21 protein-coding genes and 1 tRNA gene are annotated in these 18890 nt (G+C 54.7%); 11 read left to right on the forward strand and 11 right to left on the reverse strand.

The features are described from left to right. Positions 1–19: 19 nt before the first annotated feature. From ehuA to ehuB, 4 genes are read right to left on the reverse strand one after another with little or no spacing between them, the layout of a single operon-like run. Complete coding sequence (gene ehuA, locus ERD84_RS08685; protein ID WP_130039233.1) at positions 20–850, reverse strand: ectoine/hydroxyectoine ABC transporter ATP-binding protein EhuA; 831 nt, start codon at positions 848–850, stop codon at positions 20–22. Next, positions 847–1539: an ectoine/hydroxyectoine ABC transporter permease subunit EhuD gene (gene ehuD, locus ERD84_RS08690; RefSeq protein ID WP_130039234.1), complete on the reverse strand. Its 693-nt coding sequence runs from the start codon at positions 1537–1539 to the stop codon at positions 847–849. The genes ehuA and ehuD overlap by 4 nt, the downstream gene beginning before the upstream one ends. A gap of 2 nt (positions 1540–1541) precedes the next feature. Further along, positions 1542–2213, reverse strand: a complete 672-nt coding sequence (gene ehuC / locus ERD84_RS08695) for an ectoine/hydroxyectoine ABC transporter permease subunit EhuC (protein ID WP_130039235.1) — start codon at positions 2211–2213, stop codon at positions 1542–1544. 15 nt (positions 2214–2228) lie between these two features. Next, positions 2229–3080, reverse strand: a complete 852-nt coding sequence (gene ehuB / locus ERD84_RS08700; RefSeq protein ID WP_245150654.1) for an ectoine/hydroxyectoine ABC transporter substrate-binding protein EhuB — start codon at positions 3078–3080, stop codon at positions 2229–2231. A 352-nt stretch (positions 3081–3432) separates the two neighbouring features. On the opposite strand from ehuB, the gene aroG reads away from it, so the two are divergent. From aroG to mnmA, 6 genes are all read left to right on the forward strand, one after another. Then, positions 3433–4527, forward strand: coding sequence for a 3-deoxy-7-phosphoheptulonate synthase AroG (aroG, locus tag ERD84_RS08705; RefSeq protein WP_130039237.1), 1095 nt, complete (start codon positions 3433–3435; stop codon positions 4525–4527). 54 nt (positions 4528–4581) lie between these two features. After that, positions 4582–5994, forward strand: coding sequence for an FAD-binding oxidoreductase (locus ERD84_RS08710; RefSeq protein WP_130039238.1), 1413 nt, complete (start codon positions 4582–4584; stop codon positions 5992–5994). 64 nt (positions 5995–6058) lie between these two features. Continuing rightward, positions 6059–7552 carry an FAD-linked oxidase C-terminal domain-containing protein gene (locus ERD84_RS08715; protein ID WP_130039239.1) on the forward strand — a complete coding sequence of 498 codons (1494 nt, stop codon included), beginning with the start codon at positions 6059–6061 and terminating at the stop codon, positions 7550–7552. Positions 7553–7561: 9 nt separating this feature from the next. Further along, positions 7562–8659 carry a glycolate oxidase subunit GlcE gene (glcE, locus tag ERD84_RS08720; protein WP_130039240.1) on the forward strand — a complete coding sequence of 366 codons (1098 nt, stop codon included), beginning with the start codon at positions 7562–7564 and terminating at the stop codon, positions 8657–8659. 9 nt (positions 8660–8668) lie between these two features. Next, positions 8669–9907, forward strand: coding sequence for a glycolate oxidase subunit GlcF (gene glcF / locus ERD84_RS08725; RefSeq protein WP_130039241.1), 1239 nt, complete (start codon positions 8669–8671; stop codon positions 9905–9907). Positions 9908–10009: 102 nt separating this feature from the next. Then, the gene (mnmA, locus tag ERD84_RS08730) at positions 10010–11125 is read left to right on the forward strand and encodes a tRNA 2-thiouridine(34) synthase MnmA (protein ID WP_130039242.1); all 1116 of its coding nucleotides are present in this window, start codon (positions 10010–10012) and stop codon (positions 11123–11125) included. A 67-nt stretch (positions 11126–11192) separates the two neighbouring features. On the opposite strand, the gene ERD84_RS08735 is transcribed toward mnmA, so the two are convergent. Together ERD84_RS08735 and ERD84_RS08740 are read right to left on the reverse strand one after the other, a co-directional pair. Beyond that, positions 11193–12002, reverse strand: a complete 810-nt coding sequence (locus ERD84_RS08735) for a sulfite exporter TauE/SafE family protein (RefSeq protein ID WP_130039243.1) — start codon at positions 12000–12002, stop codon at positions 11193–11195. Between the two features lie 96 nt (positions 12003–12098). After that, positions 12099–12716 carry a glutathione S-transferase N-terminal domain-containing protein gene (locus ERD84_RS08740; RefSeq protein WP_130039244.1) on the reverse strand — a complete coding sequence of 206 codons (618 nt, stop codon included), beginning with the start codon at positions 12714–12716 and terminating at the stop codon, positions 12099–12101. 288 nt (positions 12717–13004) lie between these two features. On the opposite strand from ERD84_RS08740, the gene purB reads away from it, so the two are divergent. Beyond that, entirely contained in the window at positions 13005–14381 is a 1377-nt protein-coding gene (gene purB / locus ERD84_RS08745; protein ID WP_130039245.1) for an adenylosuccinate lyase, read from the forward strand. A gap of 66 nt (positions 14382–14447) precedes the next feature. Then, positions 14448–14523 (forward strand) — tRNA-Lys (locus tag ERD84_RS08750). Positions 14524–14678: 155 nt separating this feature from the next. On the opposite strand, the gene ERD84_RS08755 is transcribed toward ERD84_RS08750, so the two are convergent. Continuing rightward, entirely contained in the window at positions 14679–14975 is a 297-nt protein-coding gene (locus ERD84_RS08755) for a hypothetical protein (protein WP_130039246.1), read from the reverse strand. A 41-nt stretch (positions 14976–15016) separates the two neighbouring features. Then, positions 15017–15280: a hypothetical protein gene (locus ERD84_RS08760; protein WP_130039247.1), complete on the reverse strand. Its 264-nt coding sequence runs from the start codon at positions 15278–15280 to the stop codon at positions 15017–15019. A 162-nt stretch (positions 15281–15442) separates the two neighbouring features. Between ERD84_RS08760 and ERD84_RS08765 the strand changes: the two genes are divergently transcribed. Next, positions 15443–15646 carry a hypothetical protein gene (locus tag ERD84_RS08765; RefSeq protein WP_130039248.1) on the forward strand — a complete coding sequence of 68 codons (204 nt, stop codon included), beginning with the start codon at positions 15443–15445 and terminating at the stop codon, positions 15644–15646. Between the two features lie 47 nt (positions 15647–15693). On the opposite strand, the gene ERD84_RS08770 is transcribed toward ERD84_RS08765, so the two are convergent. From ERD84_RS08770 to ERD84_RS08780, 3 genes are read right to left on the reverse strand one after another with little or no spacing between them, the layout of a single operon-like run. Continuing rightward, positions 15694–16035 (reverse strand): hypothetical protein, encoded by a 342-nt coding sequence (locus ERD84_RS08770; RefSeq protein WP_130039249.1) that lies wholly within the window; start codon positions 16033–16035, stop codon positions 15694–15696. A gap of 45 nt (positions 16036–16080) precedes the next feature. Further along, positions 16081–16443 carry a hypothetical protein gene (locus ERD84_RS08775; RefSeq protein WP_130039250.1) on the reverse strand — a complete coding sequence of 121 codons (363 nt, stop codon included), beginning with the start codon at positions 16441–16443 and terminating at the stop codon, positions 16081–16083. A 9-nt stretch (positions 16444–16452) separates the two neighbouring features. Further along, complete coding sequence (locus ERD84_RS08780) at positions 16453–16947, reverse strand: hypothetical protein (RefSeq protein ID WP_130039251.1); 495 nt, start codon at positions 16945–16947, stop codon at positions 16453–16455. Between ERD84_RS08780 and ERD84_RS08785 the strand changes: the two genes are divergently transcribed. Further along, the gene (locus ERD84_RS08785; RefSeq protein WP_130039252.1) at positions 16940–17350 is read left to right on the forward strand and encodes a hypothetical protein; all 411 of its coding nucleotides are present in this window, start codon (positions 16940–16942) and stop codon (positions 17348–17350) included. The two genes, ERD84_RS08780 and ERD84_RS08785, sit on opposite strands and share 8 nt — an antisense overlap. A gap of 137 nt (positions 17351–17487) precedes the next feature. Further along, positions 17488–18834 (forward strand): substrate-binding protein, encoded by a 1347-nt coding sequence (locus tag ERD84_RS08790; RefSeq protein WP_130039253.1) that lies wholly within the window; start codon positions 17488–17490, stop codon positions 18832–18834. The last annotated feature ends 56 nt before the right edge of the window (positions 18835–18890 follow it).

Raw genomic sequence — 18890 nt, forward strand, 5'->3', positions numbered from 1 at the left:
TCCAGTGCTGGTGGCTAGCTCAACATTCGGGATTGATGAAGCCCTTGAGGAACTCCTGAGTGCGTTCCTCACGTGGCGATGAAAACACCTGTTCTGGCGGGCCTTCTTCAACAATCCTGCCTTTGTCGAAAAAGCAGACGCGGTCGGAAATTTGCTTGGCAAACTGCATTTCATGCGTAACCAGCAACATGGTCAGGTCTTGCTCTTCAGAAAGACGCTGAATCACATTGAGTACTTCGCCGACCAGCTCGGGATCCAGGGCTGAGGTCGGCTCGTCGAACAGCATGATATTGGGTTTCATGGCCAGGGCGCGGGCAATGGCAACCCGTTGCTGCTGACCGCCCGATAGCTGGCTGGGGAATTTATCGGCTTGGTCCGAAAGCCCGACCAGTTCCAGATACTCCTCGGCGCGTTGATTGGCCTTGTCTTTGGACAGTCCCAGCACATGCACTGGCGCTTCGGTAATATTGCGCCTGACCGTCATGTGAGGGAACAGGTTGAACTGCTGGAACACCATGCCCATTTCCTTGCGCATCTGGCGCAGGTGATCTTCGCTGGCTGGTATCAGCTGGTCGTTGCGCAGTTCGTGCCATAAAGGCCGGCCCGCCACATGTATGACCCCTTCGTTAATGGTCTCCAGGGTCATGAGTATGCGCAAGACGGTGGATTTACCGGAGCCGGACGGGCCGATAATGGTGACTTTCTCACCCTTTTGCACATTGAAATCGAGGCTGTCGAGCACAGTCACATCACCAAAGCGTTTCACCACCTTGTCGAACTGGATGATGGTGTTTGGATCGGGCGTCTGCGTCAGGCCAGGCGTTTGTTCCGTGGTTGCGGAGTCGTTCATTTTAGGGGTATTCCTTGCTTGGGCAGGCGCTGGTCGAGGTGGCGTATGGCTGCCGAAGCCACGAGGGTCAGAATAAGATATAGCCCGCCCACCATGGATAGTGGAATCAGATAATTGAAGGTGCGATCACCGATGATTTTGGCCACGTTGAGCATTTCCAGGACCGACACAACCGACAGCACGGGCACGTCTTTCATGATGGAAACCAGGTAGTTGCCCAGTGCCGGGATAATGCGCGGGATGGCCTGCGGGACAATAATCACGCAAAAAGTGCGTAGCGGTGACAGGTCCAGTGCGCAGGCGGCTTCGGTCTGGCCGCGTGTAATGGACTCTATGCCGGCCCGGTATACCTCGGACGTATAGGCACTGTACTGTATGCCGAGGGCGAGGGCGCCGGTCAGGAAGGCAGGCAGCACAATACCGTATTCGGGCAGCACGTAATACAGGAAGAATAGCTGTACCAGCAGCGGTGTATCGCGGATGAACTCGGTGATCAGGCGGGCTGGCCACGAGATAATGCGCAGCCGCGAAGACTTCAGGGCTGCCAGCACCAGGCCCAGCACTGCCGCGACGAAGAAGCCCAGCACGGTTGCCTGTATGGTTACGACCAGGCCCTTGAACAAAATGGGCAATATCGAGCTTGCGAACAGCCAGTTCGAAGAGGTGTCCCACTCTATACCAAATAACATACTCAGGTCCTCCCCGCACGCCAGCGCCCAACTGAGCGCTCCAGCAACTTCATGATGGCCGTCAGAACCAGCGCCATGCCAAAATACATGAACAGCAGCAGGGTGTAGACCGTAACGCTGTCTTGCGTGAAGTTGCGGATTTGTTCGGCCCGAAAGGCCAGGTCGCCCAGGCTGATCAGTGATACCAGTGCAGTGTCTTTCAGGTTCTGGACGGCCAGATTGCCGAAGCTGGGCATCATTTCAGGTATCGCCTGGGGCAGGGATATCCGCCACAACACCTGCCGTGGTGTGAAGTCCAGCGCTTTGGCAGCCTCGTGCTGAGTAGGGGGGACTGCCTGGATGGCGCCACGCACCACTTCGGCGCCATAGGCACCGATATTCAGGCTGAGGGCCAGCGTACCGGCCACCACAGGCGGAAGGCGCAAATCCACGCCTATGGCCTGACCCAGCAAGGGCAGGGCAAAGTACAGCCAGAACAGCTGTACCAGCAATGATGTACCCCGGAATATCTCGATGAGACCTATTGAGACGCCCTTGATGAGCCAGTTGGTGGAGAGTTTTCCTATGCCAAAGGCAAAGGCAAAAAAAGCGCCCAGGATGGTCGAGTAAACAGTCAGTTGTATCGTTACCCAGGCGCCTTGCAGCAGCGGCGTGCTGTAGCTAAGCCATTCCATGAGGGAATCTACGCTTTATTCGGTGCAAAGTTGCTCGGTGGTTTTGTTGAAGGACTCTTTGGCATCAGCCTCACTGAAGCCGTATTCAGCCATAATCTTGCCCCAGGCATCGGTTTTCTTGAATTTGGCGAGCTCGGCATTGACGGCATCCCGAAAGTCTTTGGAGTCCTGGCTGAAGGTAAAGCCTCCCCAGCTACGTGCGGGTTCCCCATCGATCACCGGGTCGGTAAACTCTTTTGCGGCTTCGACTTTGTCGCTCTTTTTGGCCAGCTCACTGACCGTCAGGCTGGTGGCGGCATAGGCACTGGCGCGACCTGTGGATACGGTGGAGATCGCATCGGCATTATTCGATATGGTGACCATGCGCTCACCGGGCACGCCCAGTGCCTGAAGCATTTCAAGCTGGTCGGCACCGGCCATGATGGCTATTTTCTTATCGGATTTGGCAAAGTCTTCGTAGGTGTGGACGTTGTCGGGATTACCTTGTGCGACCAGCAGGCCTTCGCCATATGAGCTATTGGGTTCAGAAAAAAGCACTTCCTTGCAACGCTGGGGCAATATGGCCATCTCGGCCGAGACCATATCGAAGCGGTTGGCCTGCAGGCCTGGAATCAAAGAACCAAAATTGGTCGTCACCCATTCAATTTTCTTGATGCCCAATTGCTCCATGATGTGTTGGGCTGTTTCAGGACCAACGCCTTTGGCTTTGCCCGACATATCCATATAGCCGTAGGGTATTTCATTGGCCACGGCAATACGGACGGTGCCGCGATCTTTGATTTCCTGGAGGCTGGCAGCGCTAGCCTGACTTGCCAGACCGCCGGTCAGGGCGACGGCCAAAGTGCAAAGGGCTAATTTTTTAATCATGGTCATTGCGTGTCCTTGTTCCATTTGCTCAGAAATAATCATCGAAGAAATCATACATCATTAAATCATTAGTACTCAAATTAATATTAGTGTAATGAATTGACTGCCAAAGTTTATTAGGCGTTGTTTTTATTTTTTATTGGCAGGAGAAAAACTCTGTGCTAGGATTACCTTCTATGTACCGCGCAAGCCAATTTTTCTTTTTTTATTTTTATGCTTTTCCAAAACCGCTGGTGGAGGAAGGGAAGCGTTGTACGCAGTAAAAAGAACCAAATTCCCAAAAAGCCGCCAGCAAAGCTAGGCGGCTTTTTTTGTACCGCCGGCAAGCGGGCAATTACTCTGGAGTCTAGTTGTGTCGCACAATACTGATGATTTACGCATCCGAGAAATCAAAGAGCTCAGCCCGCCCGCTCATATCATGCGCGAGTTTCCATGTACCACCGCCATTTCTTCGACCGTTTACGACGCCCGTCATGCCGTGCACGATATTCTGCATGGTTCCGACGACCGTCTGGTCGTGGTCATAGGCCCATGCTCTATTCATAATCCGGTTGCCGCCATCGAGTACGCCAAAGGTCTTGTCGCGCAACGCGAGCGTTTCAAAGGCGAGCTTGAAATCATCATGCGCGTTTACTTTGAAAAGCCCCGAACCACTGTCGGCTGGAAGGGGCTGATCAACGACCCAGGCCTCGACGGCAGTTTCAATATTAATCAGGGCTTGCGTACGGCACGCGAATTACTCATTGAAGTCAATGCACTGGGTTTACCGGCTGGCTGCGAATTTCTTGACATGATTACCCCGCAGTACATCGCCGATCTGGTTTCATGGGGGGCTATTGGCGCCCGAACAACCGAAAGCCAGGTGCACCGTGAGCTATCGTCGGGTTTGTCCTGCCCGGTAGGTTTCAAGAACGGTACGGGCGGCGATACCAAAATCGCCATTGATGCCATTATGGCGGCCTCCCAGTCCCATCACTTTTTGTCCGTGACCAAAGGGGGGCATTCCGCCATTGTTTCCACCGCTGGCAACGAAGACTGCCATTTGATTCTGCGTGGTGGCAAATCACCCAATTACGACGCTGCCAGCGTCGATGCCGCCAGCCAGGTGCTGGTGAAGGCTGGGCAGCGCCCCCGCATCATGATCGATGCCAGCCATGCCAACAGCAATAAAGACTACAGAAACCAGCCTTTGGTGCTCGAAGACGTGGCGAAGCAGATGGAAACTGGCGACGAGCGGATTTTTGGCGTCATGATAGAAAGTAATTTGGTCGAAGGGCGCCAGGATTTGGTTGCCGGCCAGACGCTGACTTATGGCCAGAGCATTACTGATGGTTGCATAAGTTGGGATAGTTCGGTGCAGGTGCTCGAACGTCTGGCGCTGGCGGTCAAGAATCGCCGTCAGGTTGCTGCGCAATCAGCAAATGCCCTGATCGGCAGCAAGGCATAAAACCCGTTAGTATGGAGGTTGGTTTTATATAGCAGGGTTCCCAGGAGTACAGGCATGAATGCCCCCGATCTTTTCAATACGTTGCGCCGTGCTATTCCAGCAGGTTTTCTCGAAGCCTTGGCGGAGCAGTTTGGCGAACGCTTTTCAACTGCGCATGCGGTGCGCGAGCACCACGGACGCGACGAGTCTCCTTATCCGCCCATGCTGCCCGATGGCGTGGTGTTTGCCAATAGTACCGAAGAGGTTGCCTGGGTGGCGCGCCATTGTCACAGCCACAAGGTACCGCTTATTCCCTATGGCGTGGGCTCCTCGCTAGAAGGTCATTTGCTGGCAGTGCAAGGCGGCATCAGCCTCGACTTATCAGGTATGAATCAGCTGGTTTCGGTCAACCCCGAAGACTTCACCGCTACGGTCCAGGCCGGGGTAACACGCAAGCAGCTGAACGAAGAAATCCGCAATACCGGCCTGTTCTTCCCGATCGATCCGGGGGCTGATGCCAGCCTGGGCGGTATGGCAGCCACGCGAGCCTCGGGTACCAATGCCGTGCGTTACGGCACCATGCGCGAAAACGTCATGTCGCTCAAGGTGGTCACGGCCGACGGGCGTGTGATCGAAACCGCCAATCGTGCCCGCAAGTCGGCGGCCGGCTACGACCTGACGCGTATTTTTGTGGGTAGCGAAGGGACGCTGGGCATTATTACCGAAGTCACCATACGTTTGTACCCGCAACCAGAAGCCATATCGGCGGCTATTTGTAACTTCCCCACGCTACAAGCTGCCGTGCAAAGCGTGATTGAAATCATCCAGATGGGGGTGCCGGTTGCTCGCGTCGAATTCATGGATGCCTGGGCGGTCAAGGCCACCAATGCCTATAGCAAGCTCACTCTAACCGAATCCCCATTGCTGCTGTTTGAGTTCCATGGCAGCCCGGCCGGTGTCAAAGAGCAGGCCGAAATCGTCCAGAGCATCACGCACGACAATGGCGGCATGGACTTCGAATGGGCCGAACAGCCCGAAGACCGCAGCCGTTTATGGACGGCGCGCCATAATGCTTATTTTGCCGGCCTGCAGCTGCGTCCAGGCTGCCGTTCCAGCACAACAGACGTCTGTGTGCCTATTTCTCGCCTGGCCGAATGTGTGTCGGAAACGGCTGCCGAGCTTAACGAGGCCAGCTTTCCGTACACCATTGTGGGTCATGTGGGCGACGGGAATTTCCATGTCTTGATGCTGCTTGACCCTGATAATCCTGCCGAGTGGACGGAGTCCGAGCAGCTTAACCGGCGCCTGGTCGAGCGGGCCATTCGCATGCAAGGTACGTGCACGGGCGAGCATGGTGTGGGCCTGCACAAAATGGAATTCATGCAGGCCGAGCATGGGCAAGATGCGCTTGACCTCATGTCCAGCCTGAAGCTTGCCTTTGATCCACATAATATACTGAACCCGGGGAAAATCATTCCACAAGCCTGAACCCTTCTTGGGCGTGGCAGGGCGCATCACGACAAGAACATAACAACAAGATAGAAGAGACACAATGAACCAGACTGCCATGAGTGCGGTGGCCGAGTATGTTCCTGATTTCGCGGGCTTGATTGCACGGCTGAAAGACAGCGTTCCCAAGCACTGTATTTTGTCGAAAATCGAAGACACCCGTCCCTATGAGTGCGACGGGCTGTCTTTGTATCGTACCTTGCCGCCGGTAGTCATCCTGCCCGAAAACGAAGAGCAGGTCGTTGCGGTTCTGCAAGCCTGCAAGGCCTTCAATATTCCTATTGTTGCCCGTGGGGCGGGTACGGGTTTGTCGGGTGGCGCCATGCCGCATGCACAAGGCATTGTGCTGGGCCTGGCCAAACTCAATCGCATCCAGAAAATCGATCTCAAGACAGCCACGGCAGTGGTGCAGCCTGGTGTCCGCAATCTGGCCATTTCCGAGGCCGCGGCACCCTATGGTTTGTACTATGCTCCCGATCCTTCCAGCCAGATTGCCTGTTCCATAGGCGGCAACATCGCCGAAAACTCAGGCGGCGTTCACTGCTTGAAATACGGCCTGACGGTACATAATGTCCTGAAAGTCAGGCTGGTGACCATAGATGGCGATATCGTCGAGTTGGGTTCCGAGGCGCCCGACAGCCCAGGCCTTGAATTGCTGGCAGCTTTCATTGGGTCTGAAGGCATGCTGGGCGTGGTCACCGAAGTTGTCGTCAAACTCATTCCCAAGCCAGCCAGCGCACGCGTCATCATGGCCAGTTTTGCCAGCGTCGAAGGGGCTGGGCTAGCCGTTACCAACATTATTGCCACCGGCATCATTCCTGCCGGTCTCGAAATGATGGATAAGCGCGCTGTTCATATGGTCGAGCCCTTCGTCAAGGCGGGCTACGACCTGGAGGCCGAGGCCATTTTGCTGTGCGAATCGGATGGAACCGAAGAAGAGGTCGAAGACGAGATCCAGCGCATGCTTGACGTCTTCCAGAAGGCGGGCGCCACGCGGCTACAGGTGTCGAATTCTGAGCAAGAACGTCTGGTGTTCTGGGCAGGTCGCAAAAATGCCTTCCCCGCAGCGGGCCGAATTTCTCCAGACTATTACTGCATGGATGGCACCATTCCACGCAGGCATCTTGGCCGAGTATTACGGGCCATAGAAGAAATGGAAGACGAATTCAGCTTGCGCTGCGCGAACGTGTTTCATGCTGGCGATGGCAACTTGCATCCCCTCATCATGTTCGACTCCAACCAGCCGAATGAAGTTGAGCGGGCCGAAAAATTCGGTGCTGCTATTCTCGAGCTGTGCGTACAAGTAGGCGGTACCGTCACGGGCGAACACGGCGTGGGTATCGAAAAAATCAATCAGATGTGTGTGCAGTTCACACGCGAAGAACTCGATTTTTTCTGTGCCTTCAAGCGCGCTTTCGATCCTTATGGTTTGTTGAATCCCGACAAGGTCATTCCTACCCTGGTGCGCTGCGCCGAATACGGGAAGATGCATGTGCATGGCGGTGAAATCCGCTTTCCCGAGCTACCTCGTTTTTAAGAGCTGTATATGGAATTTGTACTTTCTGAACTCTGCCAGCAGGTCATGGCGGCTCGCGGGGCCGAGCGTCCTGTTTATATCCAGGGGGGCGGAACCAAGCGTTTTTATGGTGAAAACCTTGGCCCCGATCCGATTCCAGGTACAGCAGTACTCGATATGTCAGGGTATGCAGGTATCGTCAGCTATGAGCCATCGGAGCTGGTCATGACGGTCAGGGCTGGCACCTTGCTGAGCGATGTCGAAGCTGCGCTGGATGAGCAAAACCAGATGCTCGCATTCGAGCCGCCGCGCTTTGGTCCCACATCCACCATAGGTGGATGCGTGGCCAGCGGGCTATCCGGTCCGCGACGCATGGCTGCAGGTAGCGTACGTGATTTCGTGCTGGGCGCCAAACTGCTTGATTCCTCCGGAGTGGTTCTGAGCTTCGGCGGCGAGGTCATGAAAAACGTGGCCGGCTACGATATTTCGCGTTTGTTGGCGGGCTCCATGGGTATATTTGGTGCCATGATCGAGGTGTCGCTCAAAGTAGTGCCCAAACCCTTCCAGGAAAAAACCTTCCGGCTTGAGCTTGACCAGGATCAGGCGCTGGATCTGTTTGGAACATGGCGCGGCCTGCCCATACCCATTAGCGCCACGGCGTGGGTGGCAGAACCAGGCCAGGCTGGAGTGTTGTACGCCCGGGTATCGGGTAGTGCACCCGCCGTGACCAGCGCGGCCGAAAGAATCGGCGGTGACACGCTGCCCGATGCTGAAGCGCAATCATTCTGGTCCAGCCTGCGCGACCAAACCCATTCCTTCTTCCAGCATCGGCCTTTGTGGCGGTTGGCTGTTCCACCTCAAACTCCGGCGCTGAACTTGGGGCCTACCCTGATCGAATGGAATGGTGGGCTGCGCTGGGTATCAGAGGTCGAGTCAGCAGCTGGCTTGCGTGACACCATTGCACAGCAGGGGGGGCATGCAACGCTATATCGTTATGAGCATAAACCACACGACACACCTGTGTTCCACCCTTTGTCGCCGGGACTTAAAAACATCAGCTTGCGGCTCAAGCAAGAGCTTGATCCCACCGGTATTTTCAACCCTAAACGCCTCTTTCCGGATTTCTGAGGGTAATGCATGCAAACGAATCTAGCTTCATGGGCGCGAGAGACCGATCTGGGCAATGATGCCGACGAAATCCTGCGTCGTTGCGTGCATTGCGGCTTTTGCCTGGCTACCTGTCCCACCTATCAGATACTCGGAGACGAACGCGATAGTCCGCGAGGGCGCATCTACCTTATCAAGCAGGTGCTTGAAGGTGTCGAGCCCACCGAGAAAACACAGCAGCACCTGGATCGCTGCCTGACCTGCCGTAATTGTGAAACGACTTGCCCGTCTGGCGTGCAGTATGGGGCCTTGGTCGACATAGGCCGTCATCTGGTCGATCAGCGGGTTGAGCGTCCACTCAAGCAAAGGATCACTCGTCGGCTTTTGCGTCATACCTTGAATTCATCTTTGTTTGGTCCGGCCATGAAGCTGGGCCGGTTGATGCGTCCCATGCTGCCCGAAGTATTGCGCAACAAGGTGCCACAGGCACGTCCAGTCGGACCGCTTCCGGCCAATGTTGCACGGCATCCTCGTCAAGTGATTATGCTGGCAGGGTGTGTTCAGCCAGCCATGATGCCTACCATAGACGCGGCCACCATACGGGTTTTGGATAGTCTGGGTATAGGAACCCAACTGGTGAAGGGCTCGGGTTGCTGCGGCGCCATCAATTTCCACCTGGATGCCCAGGAGGCGGCCTTGGTGCAAATGCGGGCCAATATCGATGCCTGGCTACCGTTGCTGGACAGCGGCGAAGTAGAGGCCATTGTCATGAATGCCTCAGGTTGCGGAGGCATGGTCAAGGAATACGCTCATCATCTGCGCCACGATGCTGACTATGTGGCCAAGGCTTTGCGCGTGGTCGACAAGGTGCGCGATATCGCTGAAATCGTTGCGCCTCACAGTGCCGAGCTCAAAGCCAGACTGAGCAGCCTGCCGAGCAAGACCGCTTTTCATCCGCCATGTACTTTGCAGCACTGGCAGGGCTTGCGCGGCGTCAGTGAAACCCTGTTGCAAGACCTGGGATTCAATCTGCAGCCTTTTACCGATTCGCATCTGTGTTGCGGGTCTGCCGGCACCTATTCGGTCACTCAACCTGAGCTGTCCAAGACTCTGCGCGAGCGCAAACTCGATGCCTTGCATGCCGTGGAACCTGACGCCATCGTTTCGTCCAATGTAGGCTGTATCTCTCATTTGCAAAGTGGTACTGATACGCCTGTGCGCCACTGGATAGAACTCGTCGACGAGGCTTTGATGGCAGGCAAGTCGTGATCCAGCCATAATCGCCAGGCATGTAGGTGGCGCCCTTAAACAGGCGCCGCCTTCTTGCGCTTGGGCCTGCTTCATACCGTAAATACGCATAAAATAGCGGGCATGACTACAGCATCAGTAACAAAAAAGCGTGTCGTGATCGGCATGTCGGGGGGCGTCGACTCCTCGGTGGCGGCGTGGCTGCTTAAAGAACAGGGCTACGACGTACTGGGTCTTTTCATGAAAAACTGGGAAGACGACGATGATTCTGAGTACTGCTCCACACGACAAGACTGGCTGGACGCTGCCAGTGTGGCTGATCTGATCGGTGTCGACATCGAGGCTGTCAATTTCGCAGCTGAGTATAAAGATAGAGTTTTTGCCGATTTTTTACGCGAATATTCTGCTGGCCGCACTCCCAACCCCGACGTTCTGTGTAATGCCGAGATCAAGTTCAAGGCATTTCTGGATCACGCCATGTCACTGGGCGCCGACTATATTGCAACCGGGCACTATGCACGCGTGCGCAGTATCGATACACCCCAGGGTGAGCAGCATCAGTTGCTCAAGGCTCTGGACCTGAGCAAAGATCAAAGTTATTTTCTGCATCGGCTCAACCAGACCCAACTCGCCCGTACCTTGTTCCCTTTGGGTGAAATTCCCAAGACCGAGGTACGACGCCTGGCGCAGCAGTTGCAACTGCCCAATGCCGCCAAGAAAGATTCCACGGGTATTTGCTTTATTGGCGAACGGCCTTTTCGTGAATTCCTCAACCGTTATTTGCCGACGCATGCGGGCCCCATCAAGACACCCGAGGGCGTCGTGGTGGGTGAGCACCAGGGCTTGTCGTTTTATACCCTAGGCCAGCGTAAGGGTCTGGGCATAGGCGGCGTAAAAGGCCGTCAGCGCGAGGACGGTACGGCTGATGCCTGGTATACCGCTCGCAAAGACCTGGAGAACAATATCTTGTATGTAGTCCAGGGCCATGACCATCCCTGGCTGTTGGCTGCCAAGCTAAACGCCCAGGATGCCAGTTGGGTGGCAGGCCAGGCACCAGGCCTCGGAAACTATGCCGCCAAGACGCGCTACCGGCAGGCAGACTCAGCTTGTGCTCTTGTTGACACGTCCGGCGATCAGTTTTCCTTGTCGTTTCAGGAAGACCAGTGGGCCGTCACGCCGGGTCAGTCGGCTGTGCTTTACGACGGGGATGTCTGCCTGGGGGGCGGTATTATCATCTGAGGCCGCTCAGGCTAGCCAGCACAAGAGGGCGCTGTTGGCCTGACACCGAACTCAACGCGCCGTTATATCAGGCGTTAATGCCTTTCATGAACATATAGATTGCCAGTGCGTAAAGCATGATGGCAAAGACGCGCTTAAGCCGACTAACGGGCAGACTGTGTGCTGCCCGGGCGCCTAAAGGAGCCGTGCAGACGCTGGCTGCTGCGATCAGAGCGAGAGCTGGCAAGTAGATATAGCCAAAAGAGGCGGGCGGCAAATCGGTTACGGCCATACCCGAAACGATATAGCCTGCAACGTTGGCGACAGCAATGGGAAAGCCCAGTGCGGCACTGGTTGCCACAGCGGTATGAATGGCAACATTGCACCAGGTCATGAAGGGTACGCTGATGAAGCCGCCACCAGCGCCAACCAGGCCGGACAGAAAGCCTATGAAACCGCCAGCCAGCAGCTGGCCACCCGTACCCGGCATCTGGCGGGTTGGTGGAGGTTTCTTGCCCAAAAACATCTGCGTTGCCGAGAACGCTACGAAAATCCCGAAAAATATCGCCAGGTAAGCGCCCTTGAGCACGGAAAATACGCCTATGCTGCCTAGCATGCTGCCCAGGACAATGCCCGGTGCCAGTTTGCGCACGATATCCCAGCGTACAGCACCACGCTTGTGATGAGCCCGAACACTGGAAACAGAAGTGAATATGATCACGGCCATAGAGGTAGCGATGGCCATTTTGACGGCAAGCTCGCTGTCTACGCCTTGGGCGGAAATCAAGTACGTCAGGAAGGGTACAAGCACCATGCCCCCGCCTATCCCCAACAGCCCGGCCAGAAAGCCGCTGCCGATTCCAAGCAGGATTAATTCAATAATGAGAAGAGTGTTCATGACAATATGCGGTTAAGGTGCGCGAACGCGCCTTCGTTCCAACGGGCTATGCCGCCCGGGAAAGAGTGGGGCAAAGGACGGCTGTGTGCCGGCAAACTAGTTCTGGGTGGGTGGCAGGGAGCTGACGAAGGAAGGCCGGGCCTGGAGCTTTTCGTCGAGTCGCTGCAAATTACCGTATTGAGAACGCCAGTTAAGGTCGGAAAACCGCAGGTCAAGATAGCCCAAGGCACAGCCTACGGCTATGTCGGCCAGACTGAAATTGACACCCATGCAAAACGGCTGGTCGTCCAGACTTTTGTTCATGGAGTCGAGCGCGGCGGCAATCTTTTTATGTTGACGATCGATCCAGTCTTGGCTGCGCAGTTCGGCAGGACGCTTGGTGGTTTCGATGTTGATGGCGACAGCAGCGTCGAGGACGCCATCAGCAATTGCTTCCCAACACTTGGTGGCGGCGCGATCGCGCCCTGGCTGAGGAATAAGCCGGCCCACGGGTGAAAGCGTATCGAGGTACTCGACAATGACGCGTGAGTCGAACAGACTGCCGTTGTCGTCCATGAGCAGGCAGGGCACCTTACCCAGCGGATTATGGGTTTGTATGCTTGTGTCTTGAGCCCATACATTTTCAACTACGAATTCATATTCGAGTTTTTTCTCAGCCATCACGACGCGTACTTTGCGGACATAAGGACTAGTGAGCGAACCAATAAGTTTCATGGCAAGGTCAGTAAGTTATGGGCAAAAAAAAGTATAGCAGGATAGCGACTTATATTCGTTATCGAGGGTGGACAAGGCTGTTTCTTAAGCACCTAAGTGGCGAATGTGTCGTTTATATGCGTATATCTGGCGATAAGGGTGTGACTTTTCGTATGGAATCGGTTAAATGCGTGCGAGAGGTGTGTGCAGCTTGTTGTCATTGACCGTGCTCATCCGGCTTCTGGCGGGGAGGGGTGAGTTCTGCCCAGGTGGTAGAATTCCGGGTGATTTTCCTATCTGTGAGCAGTCATGCAAATTGCCCCCCAACTTAGTCACCTGAATGCCTTGTCGCCCCTAGACGGCCGTTATGCCGCCAAAGGCCAGCCTCTGCGCGAAACACTATCGGAAGCCGCCTTCATGGCGCATCGGGTCGAAGTCGAGGTGGCCTGGCTGGTAGGTTTGTCGGAAGCAGGTCTGCCTGAACTGGCTGCTTTCTCACCAGAGGCGAAAGCCACGCTCAAGGCTTTGGTTGCCGGGTTTTCCGAGAGCGATGCTGCACGTATCAAGGAAATCGAAAAAACCACCAATCACGATGTCAAGGCGGTTGAATATTGGCTCAAGGAGCGCGTAGCCGGCAACAACGAACTGGCTGCTGCTGCCGAGTTCATCCACTTTGCCTGCACGTCGGAAGACATCAACAACACCTCGCATGCGTTGATGCTGACGCGTGCCCGCGAACAGTTCATCGTTCCGTGCCTGACTGAATTGTGCGAGCATATTAAATCGTTGTCGCGCCAGTTCGCCGACCAGCCCATGCTGTCGCGTACGCACGGACAGCCGGCCAGCCCAACCACATTGGGCAAAGAGTTTGCCAATGTGGCCGCACGTCTGGAGCGCGCTGTATCTGCGATACAGGCGGTAGAGCCTCTGGCAAAAATGAATGGCGCTACCGGTAATTACAATGCCCACCTCTCGGCCTATCCCGATATCGACTGGCAGGCATTCAGCGCGGGTGTGTTGTCCAACCTGGGGTTGACACAAAACCCATACTCCATACAGATAGAACCCCATGACTGGATGGCAGCGCTGTTCGATGCTGTCGCTCGCACCAATACTATCTTGCTGGACCTGAACCGAGACATATGGGCTTATATCTCCTTGGGTTATTTCAAGCAGCGACTCAAAGAAGGGGAGGTCGGTTCGTCCACCATGCCCCACAAAGTCAACCCTATCGATTTCGAGAATTCCGAGGGCAATCTGGGTCTGGCTAATGCGGTATTGCGTCATCTGTCGGAAAAGCTGCCCGTGTCCCGCTGGCAGCGTGATCTGACCGACTCTACCGTCTTGCGTAACCTGGGCGTTGCATTTGGCTACTGCGCTGTGGCCTACGACTCATGCTCGCGTGGCTTGCACAAGCTTGAACTGAATGCCGCCGCCATCGACGAAGATATCGATGCATGCTGGGAAGTTCTGGCCGAGCCCGTGCAGACCGTCATGCGCCGATATGGCTTGCCACAACCCTACGAGCAGCTGAAGGCACTGACACGCGGCAAGGGCATCAACCGCGAAGGCCTGACTGAATTTATCAACGGCCTTGACCTGCCCGCAGAGCCCAAGGCCCGGTTGTTGGCCATGACACCTCGCAGCTATGTGGGGCTCGCCGCTGAGCTGGCCAAGAAAATCTGATATTTGTACTGGTTTTTCTTGTCGAGTGAAGGATTTTCAAGTTAGAATCTTTGTCTTTGCAGCGATGGGCTGTTAGCTCAGTTGGTAGAGCAGCGGACTCTTAATCCGTCGGTCGACAGTTCGAGCCTGTCACAGCCCACCAGATTCATGCGGTAGTATCAGTTAGTTAGAGCCACTCTAGTCAGTGGCTCTTTGCTTTTCTGTCTTTTGCTTTGCGCTTCTTCCTGGGGCCAGGAAGTACCAGCCTCTTTCAATATTGCGTTTAGGGCCGGCAGCGATTGAGCAGGATAGGGAGAGTTAATCTGCCTCTGGCAGAAACCCAAATGGCAGCCGATCTTCTGAGTCGAGCGTCGCTATCACCAGTTCAGGTCTTACCGATACCCCAAGCGTTTGATCGTCTCCTCCAAGCCCCAGCCGAATCAGACCGTAGTCTGTAGCCTCTACTCGTTTGCACTTTACCTGCAATATAGCAGGCTGGTCTGAGCCATCGGGATAGAGTTTCAGGATTTCTTGACCCAGCTCTGTTGCGGCGGCAGCTAGCAGCCGTTGCGTCAATGCTTCGGGTTTTAGTATGACCAACATCTCGAGGCTCATTCTTGTTCCTTCTTTAAGTGGTTGCTGTCTGAAAACGTCAATCAGTTGGCAGGCTTCTGTGAGTGCGATTCAGCGGCTATCGCTGCCTGCCGTGCCTCTTCGTGCCTGTCGTGTAACGCCAGATACTTTTCCTGCGAGCCGTCGGAACGGTCAGTTTTTCCGTTAAATGACTCTTCAAGATAGTTCTGGTACCAAACCGACTCCTTGACCGTCATTCCTACAAATACTTCATTGTGATCCCCGTCCGTGGATAGGGCCCGTATTTCCATAAGATACGCCCGTGCTCCGGGCTGAAATTCCAACATAAGACTCCTTAGATAAGCATTCATTGTAGCAACCGGCCTTTTGCAGCGCCTTGCCGTGGGCTGCATTTTGTATCTTCATGCCTATGCCTCACGCACTGCCAGGCGGTAGCTTTTGCCTGGCGACTTGGCGTAAACTTGGGGTAATTACTTAGGAGGCGTGTAATGAATCAGTTGCTTGTTCCTCTCTTGGTTGTTACCGCTGCAACGCTTGGGGCAGGCGTTCTTTTCCTGTTGCTGCTGCTGGCCGCAGCAGGTACCCAGCCGGCGCAACGCCGTGCCTGGAAAGCATGGCTGCATCGTTTGTTCTGCAGGGTATTTTTTGACTGCTTTGGCCGTGGTCCTGGTGTGGGCCACTCAAAAGGCTAGCAAATAGCGGCGTCAGTGTCTCGGCTGGCCGAAATGGCGCCTTAATGCTAATGCTGTGTCGTCGTATTTGAGCGCTTCAGCAATCGCACCAAATGCTGCTTTAGTCCACTGGAAAAAATAGGCACCAATTGCAGGGTGTCCTGTGCGTCGACAACCGATTTAATCTCGATAAACTGACCGCTAAAGGCTTCGGTGTTGCGTGCATTCTTCTGGTAGGCCTGCAGCAGCTTGTTGGCGGCGGCCTGGGCCTGGAATAAGCGCGTTTCCAGCTGTTGCCCGGCCTGCCCGGCGTAATGATCCACTAAATGTTCCAGGTCTTCCAGGAACAGATTCAGGGCGTGGTCGCCCTTGCAGTCAGCCCGTTCGTAGCCCCACTGGTGTGTTGTCATATTGACCTCGAATGAATACAGCATGCAGGGTGTAACCCGGCGGGCTTAATTGATGCTGCTGGAGCCTTTGTGTTGTTCTTGAGCTTGCAAAATCAAGGCCTCCAGATGAGGTGATGTTTGCAGTGCCAGCACAGAGGCTTGCGGGTCGGCATTGTCTCTTTCCAGGCTGAGCTTGATGCTTTGGCCCTCGAAGGCGTCGGGGTTGGCCTGGATTTGCACATATTGCTTCAAGAGACGGTCGACTGCCTTTTGTGCTTCGTGCAGCTGCACGGCGAGGCTGGCTTCGGTATGGAGCTTGAATTGCTGCTCTATGGTTTTTGCCAGGTCCCAGCTGAAGAACATGAGCGCTTGCTGGCCATGGCATTCGGGGTGCAGAAAGCCCCAGGATTCATTATTGACGGATTTCAAATTGCTTCTTTAAGGTTTTGCAGTTCGGTGTTTGATGGTCTTTCCGTCGTAAGTATAAACGTCGATTTTGCCGGGCGCACTGTAGCTGGGTGTTTGCAGGGTAAGCAAACGGCCTCGGGCGCTCACCTTGATTTGATCTGAACATGAACCGAATTCGGGCGAGAGGGTGTAGCCCGATTCTTGCAGGGCGATCCAGCGGTAGGTGACAGGACAACCGTTGTTGCCGTCATTGATGGAAATAAGCGCTATCTGGGCTTTGGGTGTGCTGAAGGCATACGTGATATTGAGTATGCCGGTGATGGCGGGACTTACGTCGATCTTGTCGATGCGCAACCGTGATTCGTACACGTATTCGCTGGGTGCGACATCCAGCGTACCGTAAGGGGTCGATAAGTGCAGGCGTGATGGACTGACTGGCCATGTAGAAGGCGAGGTGGCTGCAGCAATGGTACTGAAAAAGGTAACGACTATGGCTGCCAGTAGCTTGGTAAATAGCATGGGCATGGTGAAACCCCGTTTACAAACGAAGCCTGAATCAAACGGCTCAGGAAAACGTTACAAAAATTGCGCAATATGTGAGCTTTGTAAGTGCTATTACATTTCATTTTTGTCTGATACGCAAGCGGGGAAAGAAATAAGACTAAATACTTTTCTATTTACTTATAAGCATCAGATATATAAAAGCTATTGCCATCAGGAAAAAATATACAGCCACGCCTGCAATGACGCTGGTAGTGAAAGTTTTTATTTTTTGCTTCAGGGTTTGGCGGCCGTCAGTTTTGTAACGGGCATGCCACCACCATGTACCCGCCGCAGCAGCCATACTCAGCAAAATTATCCAGATCTTCATGGTCGCATTTTAGCGACAAAGCCTTACGCAGGCAGATGGCGGGTATTTGCTGTGTAAGTTTTACGTAAGTTTCAAATTGTATTTCTAATACTCGGCGCAATACATACACATACTCTGTGCCTTTGCAGTGCTCCAAGTCGGCGCAGACCGATATCAAGAAACAAGCCATTTGACTTATTTAAAGGAGTTCATGGATGGACGACAAAACCCAAAACAAGACCGGAGGCGTGAATCGCCGGTCAATGCTTAAGATGGGCGCGGCAGGCAGTGCCTTGCTGGCCGGCGCACCCAAAATGGCCTTAGCGGCCGAAGAGAAAAAACCAATAGGAAATTTTCCAGCCGGGACCGAGGGCGATTCCGTTTTCATCGGTTTGACGCTCGACATTACCGGACCGTACTCGGCTCAGGGAGCTGACCAGCAGAAGGGCTATGAGTTGGCCATTGAGCAACTGAATGCCGGGGCAGAAGAAATCAAGAAAATTTCTCCACTGACCAAAAAGGGTGTGCTGGGCAAAACCGTCAAGTTTGGGGTGGCTGACGCCGAAACCAAGCCTAATACGGCAGTGCAGGCGGCCAGCCGTTTTATTCACGACGACAAGGCCATGATGATCTCGGGCAGCACCAGCAGCGCAGTTGCCATTGCTTTGCAAAAAGTCTGCGATCGTGAGCGCACAATTTATTTGCCCGCCATCAGCGGCTCGAACGAGACCACTGGCGTAGATTGCCAGCGCTATGGTTTCCGCCTATGTTATTTTGCCTATACGGCCTGCAAGGCCATTGCGCCTGTGCTGGCCAAGTCGCTGGGTAAGGATCGCAAGGCCATCTACCTTGTGCCTGACTATACCTACGGCCATACCACCTACGACTCCATGGTCGAGTTCACCGAGAAACAGGGCTGGACAACCGTAGGCGAGCAGGTGCACCCCTTGGGCGCAAAAGACTACAGCTCATTCCTGATCAACATTGCCAATAGCGGCGCCGATACGCTAGTCGTCATTGCCTATGGCGCTGATGCCGCCAACTCGATCAAGCAAGCCAAGCAGTTTGGCTTGCTCGAGAAGATGAACATCGTGGTGCCTTACATGTCGGCCTTCCTGGAGAAGGAAATCGGGGCCGAGATCATGGGTGGTGTATATGGCGCTACCGGCTTTTGGTGGACCCTGCAAGACCAATACCCGGTTGCCAAGGACTTCGTCACTGCATTCGAGAAAAAATACAATGCCAAGCCGCGTGATTCGGCGTACATCGCTTACTTGACTACCGCGCTCTGGGCGGATGCGGTCGAGCGGGCAGGAACCTTCTACCCACCTGACGTGATCAAGGCCTACGAGGCTGGCGAAGTACGTCAAGGCCCGGTCGGAGATGTCAGCTTCCGCGCGGAAGATCACCAGGGCATCATCAACTTCCCCATCGTCAAGGGGAAGAAAAAAGAAGATATGCAGAATCCCGACGATTACTTCGAGATCGTGGAAGTGGTTAACGGCAAGGAAGCTCTCCCCGATGTGGGTGTGTTGGGCTGCAAATTGGGCCCATACGTCTAACAAAACAACGACAACAACAAAGAATGGCTGAACAGGCGCCCTGCACGGGGCAGGGC

Origin of the sequence: Pollutimonas harenae (assembly GCF_004153685.1) — a bacterium.
GTDB lineage: Bacteria > Pseudomonadota > Gammaproteobacteria > Burkholderiales > Burkholderiaceae_B > Pusillimonas_C > Pusillimonas_C harenae.

What these genes read in the sequence shown, in the direction of transcription:
- ehuA (WP_130039233.1), bottom strand. Translation starts at nt 850, where the DNA reads ATGAACGACTCCGCAACCACGGAACAAACGCCTGGCCTGACGCAGACG.
- ehuD (WP_130039234.1), bottom strand. Translation starts at nt 1,539, where the DNA reads ATGTTATTTGGTATAGAGTGGGACACCTCTTCGAACTGGCTGTTCGCA.
- ehuC (WP_130039235.1), bottom strand. Translation starts at nt 2,213, where the DNA reads ATGGAATGGCTTAGCTACAGCACGCCGCTGCTGCAAGGCGCCTGGGTA.
- ehuB (WP_245150654.1), bottom strand. Translation starts at nt 3,080, where the DNA reads ATGATTAAAAAATTAGCCCTTTGCACTTTGGCCGTCGCCCTGACCGGC.
- ERD84_RS08710 (WP_130039238.1), top strand. Translation starts at nt 4,582, where the DNA reads ATGAATGCCCCCGATCTTTTCAATACGTTGCGCCGTGCTATTCCAGCA.
- ERD84_RS08715 (WP_130039239.1), top strand. Translation starts at nt 6,059, where the DNA reads ATGAACCAGACTGCCATGAGTGCGGTGGCCGAGTATGTTCCTGATTTC.
- glcE (WP_130039240.1), top strand. Translation starts at nt 7,562, where the DNA reads ATGGAATTTGTACTTTCTGAACTCTGCCAGCAGGTCATGGCGGCTCGC.
- glcF (WP_130039241.1), top strand. Translation starts at nt 8,669, where the DNA reads ATGCAAACGAATCTAGCTTCATGGGCGCGAGAGACCGATCTGGGCAAT.
- mnmA (WP_130039242.1), top strand. Translation starts at nt 10,010, where the DNA reads ATGACTACAGCATCAGTAACAAAAAAGCGTGTCGTGATCGGCATGTCG.
- ERD84_RS08735 (WP_130039243.1), bottom strand. Translation starts at nt 12,002, where the DNA reads ATGAACACTCTTCTCATTATTGAATTAATCCTGCTTGGAATCGGCAGC.
- ERD84_RS08740 (WP_130039244.1), bottom strand. Translation starts at nt 12,716, where the DNA reads ATGAAACTTATTGGTTCGCTCACTAGTCCTTATGTCCGCAAAGTACGC.
- purB (WP_130039245.1), top strand. Translation starts at nt 13,005, where the DNA reads ATGCAAATTGCCCCCCAACTTAGTCACCTGAATGCCTTGTCGCCCCTA.
- ERD84_RS08755 (WP_130039246.1), bottom strand. Translation starts at nt 14,975, where the DNA reads ATGAGCCTCGAGATGTTGGTCATACTAAAACCCGAAGCATTGACGCAA.
- ERD84_RS08760 (WP_130039247.1), bottom strand. Translation starts at nt 15,280, where the DNA reads ATGTTGGAATTTCAGCCCGGAGCACGGGCGTATCTTATGGAAATACGG.
- ERD84_RS08765 (WP_130039248.1), top strand. Translation starts at nt 15,443, where the DNA reads ATGAATCAGTTGCTTGTTCCTCTCTTGGTTGTTACCGCTGCAACGCTT.
- ERD84_RS08770 (WP_130039249.1), bottom strand. Translation starts at nt 16,035, where the DNA reads ATGACAACACACCAGTGGGGCTACGAACGGGCTGACTGCAAGGGCGAC.
- ERD84_RS08785 (WP_130039252.1), top strand. Translation starts at nt 16,940, where the DNA reads ATGGGCATGGTGAAACCCCGTTTACAAACGAAGCCTGAATCAAACGGC.
- ERD84_RS08780 (WP_130039251.1), bottom strand. Translation starts at nt 16,947, where the DNA reads ATGCCCATGCTATTTACCAAGCTACTGGCAGCCATAGTCGTTACCTTT.
- ERD84_RS08790 (WP_130039253.1), top strand. Translation starts at nt 17,488, where the DNA reads ATGGACGACAAAACCCAAAACAAGACCGGAGGCGTGAATCGCCGGTCA.